Here is a 4,863-nt window from a genome sequence, read left to right as displayed (position 1 = left end):
CGGGAGGGCCTTCGGGCTCACGTGATCAAGAAAGCGAGGTTGCAGGCCCTCGTCGCGCCGGTGGGAGTCGCGGGCCTGGTCGGCGGGGCCGGGCACGAGGGGCGCGACGACGTGCTGGGTCGGGTTGGAGCCGCCGTCGTCGTTGTCCTCGTCCGAGTTCACCGAGGCGGTGACCGAGCTCGTCGCCCAGGAGGCCAGTCCGAGGAGGAGGAAGGCGACGAGCAGGCCGCGCCCGGCGCCGCTCAGGACCAGCGGGCGGGTGGCCGATGCCGGGCCCTCCGGCTCGCTGCCCGGCTCGTCGCCGAACAGGCGCTTGGGGTAGGCGGACGAGAGCATCACCAGGTACGCGGTGTAGCGCATCCGGTAGCGCAGGATCGCGGTCGTCGCCTCGTAGAGCGGCTGCGGCATCCGGCCGAGGACCAGCACCACCAGCCAGAGGATGAACGACACCGTCCACCACCCGGCGTACACCAGGCCCTGCACGATCGAGGCCGGGATGACGAGGATGATGCGGAACAGAACGGCGAGCCGGTTCAGCTCGCCGGGCCGCAGCCCGACCTGCACCGGGTGGTCGGGGGCCTGGAACCGGAACGGCGGGTAGCGGCCCACGGTGAGCATCAGGTACGCGGTGACGCGGGTGCCGTACGGGACGAACGCGGTGAGGTAGTCCGCCACGAAGCCGGGCAGCCGGCCGAGCACCAGCGCGCCGAACCAGCCGATGACGGTGACGAAGAACGCCACCACCGTCAGCACCCACACCACCACGAACTGGGGGATCAGCAGCAGCGCGCGCAGCAGCACCGTCCAGCGGTTCTGCGGTCCGGACACCGGCATGTCCAGCACCGGGAGCCACTCACGGCTGACGGGGGCGGGGGGAGCCTGCCACATCCGGGCCTCCACGGTCTCGGGACGACGGGACCCGGTGGTCGGGCGCGGCCGGGGGTCCCTCCGAAGATCGCAGCACCCCGCCCGTCCCGCGCGCAGCGCTGCGCCGGACGGGGCAGCCGCCCGACGTGGCGTGGACCGGCCGCCCTCGACCCGCGGGCGTCCCGGGGGGACCTCGGGACGCGTCCCCGTCGTTCGAGCCAAGGGTGCCGCAGACCTCGCAGGACGCGGTCAGGCGATCTTCGCGCAGAGCGGTTCGGCGGAGCCGTGCTTGATGGTCAGCGTTCGGTAGCCGGTGGCGCCGATGTCGATGGTGTAGTCGCCGTCGACGATGTAGAGGTCGCGGGGCAGGTTGCCGGCGTCGGCGCCGATGCCGAGCAGGACCGGGCCGTGGGCGTGCCAGGTCTGGGAGGTGTCGGCGCGGTAGTCGACGACGGACCGGCCGCCGGCGTCCGCGTCGTACGAGGCGCCGGTCGTCGTGTCGGTGATCCGCAGGACGAGGGCGCCGCGGTATGCGGCGCGTCGCACGGTGGTGCCGTCGGGGGCGTACTCCAGGACCCGCCGCTGCACCTGGTCGACGACGGCCTCCATGTGCACGGGGAAGTCGCAGCGGGAGCCGGCCGGAAGGTCGAACGTCGGCGAGGGCCACGGCTCCCACCCGCCCCGACCGGCGACGGCCCCGGACGAATCGGAGGAACCGGGCGGGCCGGATGCGGCTCCGGCCGGGGCGGCCGCCAGGCCGGTCAGGGTGACGGCGATGACTGCGGACAGCATGGTGGACGCGGTGGTGAGCAGGGTTCGTCGCATGATCGGTCCTCCTGGCGAGGTGTCGGGCGTTCAGGGGCCCAGACTGGCAGGCGCCCCTGACCGGATTCTCACCACGAGCCGTGATCGGGCGTCAGGAACCTGCCGGTGGACGATCGGGGGCCGTGTCCGTCCTTCGGGCCTAGGGTGGCCCGTCATGGAGTTCCGACTGCTCGGGTCGTTCGAGGCCTGCCATGAGGGAGAGTCCGTCCTGGCGGGCAGCCGTCGCCAGGAGCGCTGCGTGCTGGCCGTCCTCCTGCTGGAGGACGGCCGGGTCGTGACCACCGACCGGCTGATCGACCTGCTCTGGAACGGCAACCCGCCCGCCTCGGCCCGCGGCACCGTCCACACGTACGTCGGACGGCTGCGGGCCCGGCTGCGCCCGTACGCGGTGGCGATCGAGACCCGGCACGACGGGTACGCCCTCGTGCCCGGACAACATGCCGTCGACGTACGGGAGTTCCTCGACCTGACCGCCCGGGCGGTCGCCACCGGCGACCCCGGCGAACGGCTGCGCTGCCACGGCCGGGCGCTCGCGCTCTGGCGCGGACCGCTGCTCGCGGACGTCGCCGACGAGGCGCTGCGCGGGCGGCTCGGCCGCCGGCTGGTCGAGCTGCGGCTGTCCGCCCTGGAGCAGCGGGCCGAGATCCTGCTCGCCATGGGCCGGCACGAGCAGGTGCTCGCCGATCTGGCCGCACCCTCGGCCGGGGCGCCCGGCACCGCCGGGTCGCCCTCCGACGAGAACTCCGCGTCCGCCGGGGCTTCGGGCGGCTTTCCCGCCGACGACCTCCTGTCCCGCGAGCGTCTCGTCCTCGCCCTGATGACCGCCCTCTACCGGGCCGGCCGGCAGGCCGAGGCGCTCGCCCTCTACCGCCGCACCCGACGCGTGCTGGTGGACGGCCTCGGGGTCGAGCCCGGCGCCGAACTCGCCGCCCTGCACGACCGCATCCTGCGGGCCGACCCCCGGCTGGACCGACCCGCGGCGCCGCTGTACGCGGTGCGGGTCGGTGAGCAGTGGCTGCCGTGGAGCGCGGGCGGCCATCCGGCGCTGGAGTTCTGCAACACCTATGCAGGCTGGGGTGCCGCGCCGACCGTCGCGCCGAGCCCCGGGTCGGACTGGCTGCGCGGCTACCCCACGCTCGCGGTCTGGGCAGGCCATCACGACCTCGCCGACGAAGGGGTCGTCGAGGCGCTGCTCCGCCGGGCGGCGGAGCGGCCCGAGGAGTCGGCCGCCGTGCTCGCCGACGCCCGTGTGTTCCGGTCGGCCCTCTACGCGTGCCTGACCGACCCGCAGGACGGCGCCGCCTTCGGCGCGGTGGCGGCGGTGGTGCAGGAGGCCGGCCGATCGGCGGTCTTCACCCGGGGTGAGGACGGCCTGGCGTACTGGCGACTGCCACCGGCGTCCGGCCTGCGGCTGCCGCTGTACGCAGCCGCCCGGGCGGCTGCCGAACTGCTCGCCGACCCGCGCCGGTTCACCGTCCGCCGCTGCCCCAGCAGTGGCTGCGGCTGGCTCTTCCTGGATGCGAGCGGCCGGCGGCGCTGGTGCAGCCTGGCGACCTGTGGGACCCGCCAGGCCTCCTGAGTCGCGGTCCGGCCTCCTGCCCCGCCCGTGCCTCCGCGCGCCCCTTTCCCCGACCTTCCCCATGTCTTGACGAACCCATGACACTGGCGGACCATCATGCTGGCGCGCGCCTCACCTCCTCCACCGTTCCGCCCCCACGGACCCCCACAGGAGGACAGTCATGCGACTGCCCCGCCGAGGGAAGCCCGCCGCGGCCACCGCCGTCCTGCTGGCCCTCGCCCTCGCCACCCCGCTCACCGCCCAGGCAGCCTCCCCCGACCGCCCGTCGGCGCCCGCGTCCGCCACCGCGGACACTGCCGCCGAAACCGCGCGGCAGTACCGGCTCGACGGCCCCCGCACCGTCGCCGACCGCACCGCCGTCGCCGCCACCGGCGCCTCCGTCGACGCCGTCCTGCCCGACGCGGTGGTCGTCACCGCCACCCCCGCCGAGGCCGCCCGGCTGCGCGCGCTCGGCTGGTCGCCCGTCATGCTGCCCGGCCCCAGCTACGGTGCCGAGCCCGGTGACGAAGGCCTGACCGGGCCGGTGTACGACTTCCCGCAGGCGGACTCCGGCTACCACAACTACGCCGAGGCCACCGCCGACATCGACGCGGTGGTCGCCACGCACCCGGACATCATGAGCAAGCGCGTCATCGGCACCTCCTACGAGGGCCGGCCGATCGTCGCGGTGAAGATCAGCGACAACGTCGGCACCGACGAGAACGAGCCCGAGGTGCTGTTCACCGCCCACCAGCACGCACGCGAGCACCTCACCGTCGAGATGGCGCTCTACCTGCTGCACGAGTTCGGCGACAAGTACGCCACCGACAGCCGCATCGCCAACGCCGTCAACAGCCGCGAGATCTGGGTGATCCCCGACCTCAACCCGGACGGCGGCGAGTACGACATCGCGACCGGCCGCTACCGCAGCTGGCGCAAGGACCGCCAGCCGAACACCGGCAGCAACAGCGTCGGCACCGACCTCAACCGCAACTGGAACTACAAGTGGGGCTGCTGCGGCGGCTCCTCCGGCTCCACCTCCAGCGAGACCTACCGGGGCAGCGCGCCGGAGTCCGCCAAGGAGACCAAGGTGGTCGCCGACTTCGTCCGCAGCCGGGTCGTCGGCGGCAAGCAGCAGATCACCGCCGCCATCGACTTCCACACCTACAGCGAACTGGTGCTCTGGCCGTTCGGCTGGACCACCGCCGACACCGCCACCGGCATGACCGCCGACGAGTACAACACCTTCGCGGCCGTCGGCCGCGACATGGCCGGCACCAACGGCTACACGCCCGAGCAGTCGAGCGACCTCTACATCACCGACGGTGCGATCGACGACTGGCTGTGGGGTGCCCAGCGGATCTTCGCCTACACCTTCGAGATGTACCCGGGCCCGAACGGCAGCAGCGGCTTCTACCCGCCCGACGAGGTGATCGGCCGCGAGACCAGCCGGAACCGCGAAGCGGTCCTGCGCCTGGTGGAGACGGCGGACTGCGTCTACCGGGCGATCGGCAAGCAGCAGCAGTACTGCGGCATCTCCGCCTGACCGGGCGGCCCGGCACGCGCCGCACCGGGTGCCACGGCCAGGCGCCGGCTGCGGGATCGGCCCGCAG

General features: G+C 73.8%; 4 protein-coding genes. 2 read left to right on the top strand and 2 right to left on the bottom strand.

The window, feature by feature from the left end:
• Together ACFU7Y_RS40245 and ACFU7Y_RS40240 are read right to left on the bottom strand one after the other, a co-directional pair.
• On the bottom strand, positions 1-888 hold an 888-nt coding region (locus ACFU7Y_RS40245; protein WP_380771337.1), incomplete at its 3' end, for a DUF4389 domain-containing protein.
• A 228-nt stretch (positions 889-1,116) separates the two neighbouring features.
• Positions 1,117-1,692, bottom strand: coding sequence for a hypothetical protein (locus ACFU7Y_RS40240; protein WP_380771336.1), 576 nt, complete (start codon positions 1,690-1,692; stop codon positions 1,117-1,119).
• 154 nt (positions 1,693-1,846) lie between these two features.
• Here ACFU7Y_RS40240 and ACFU7Y_RS40235 point away from each other — a divergent pair, with 154 nt between their 5' ends.
• Both ACFU7Y_RS40235 and ACFU7Y_RS40230 read left to right on the top strand, forming a co-directional pair.
• Complete coding sequence (locus ACFU7Y_RS40235) at positions 1,847-3,271, top strand: BTAD domain-containing putative transcriptional regulator (RefSeq protein WP_380771334.1); 1,425 nt, start codon at positions 1,847-1,849, stop codon at positions 3,269-3,271.
• A 160-nt stretch (positions 3,272-3,431) separates the two neighbouring features.
• Positions 3,432-4,796, top strand: a complete 1,365-nt coding sequence (locus ACFU7Y_RS40230; RefSeq protein WP_380771332.1) for a M14 family metallopeptidase — start codon at positions 3,432-3,434, stop codon at positions 4,794-4,796.
• Positions 4,797-4,863 lie beyond the last annotated feature (67 nt).

The organism is Kitasatospora sp. NPDC057542 (genome assembly GCF_042801945.1).
GTDB lineage: Bacteria > Actinomycetota > Actinomycetes > Streptomycetales > Streptomycetaceae > Kitasatospora.
The sequence above is the reverse complement of the archived record's forward strand: the minus strand, read 5'-3'. Positions and strand labels throughout refer to the sequence as shown.

Excerpts from the sequence above, each read along its gene's own strand:
- ACFU7Y_RS40240 (WP_380771336.1), bottom strand. The coding sequence starts at position 1,692 with ATGCGACGAACCCTGCTCACCACCGCGTCCACCATGCTGTCCGCAGTC.
- ACFU7Y_RS40230 (WP_380771332.1), top strand. The coding sequence starts at position 3,432 with ATGCGACTGCCCCGCCGAGGGAAGCCCGCCGCGGCCACCGCCGTCCTG.
- ACFU7Y_RS40235 (WP_380771334.1), top strand. The coding sequence starts at position 1,847 with ATGGAGTTCCGACTGCTCGGGTCGTTCGAGGCCTGCCATGAGGGAGAG.